General features: G+C 40.6%; 1 protein-coding gene. It reads right to left on the bottom strand.

Annotation, left to right across the window (positions count from 1 at the left end):
- Window positions 1-453 (bottom strand): AAA family ATPase (locus E3E37_RS11685; RefSeq protein WP_167717378.1); only part of this gene is annotated, 453 nt, incomplete at its 3' end.
- Window positions 454-466 lie beyond the last annotated feature (13 nt).

Here is a 466-nt window from a genome sequence, read left to right as displayed (position 1 = left end):
AATTATCTTGCTTACTCTTGCCCATCTTACTTTGTAATTTTCATCAACTGTCAAAACTTCAAGGTTTGAAGCATCCTTGTATGCAACTTGACCATCCTCATTGTTAAAAAATAGCTTATCAAGCTCCCCAAAGGTAGTTCTCATAATTTTCCCATTAAGACGGACAAGAATCGGAGTATTTTTTGAAACTGAAGCATTCAATTCTAGGAAATTATGCCTCCATGCCTCTCCAAAAAGCTCCCTTGCTAAACACAGTGAAGAAGTCGTTTTTCCTGTGCCTGGTGGCCCAGCTAGGAGAAGGTGGGGCATCGAACCAGTCTTAACATAATGCTTCAATCTCCTCACTATATGATCCTGACCGACAATGTCATCAAGTCTCTCAGGCCTGTACTTCTCAACCCAAGGTTTTTCAAGAATTTTGACTTCCTTAACCTCTTTTACCCTCTCAACCATAGCGATCACCTAT

It is taken from the genome of Thermococcus sp. ES12 (assembly GCF_012027515.1).
Taxonomy (GTDB): Archaea; Methanobacteriota_B; Thermococci; order Thermococcales; family Thermococcaceae; genus Thermococcus; species Thermococcus barossii.
The sequence above is the reverse complement of the archived record's forward strand: the minus strand, read 5'-3'. Positions and strand labels throughout refer to the sequence as shown.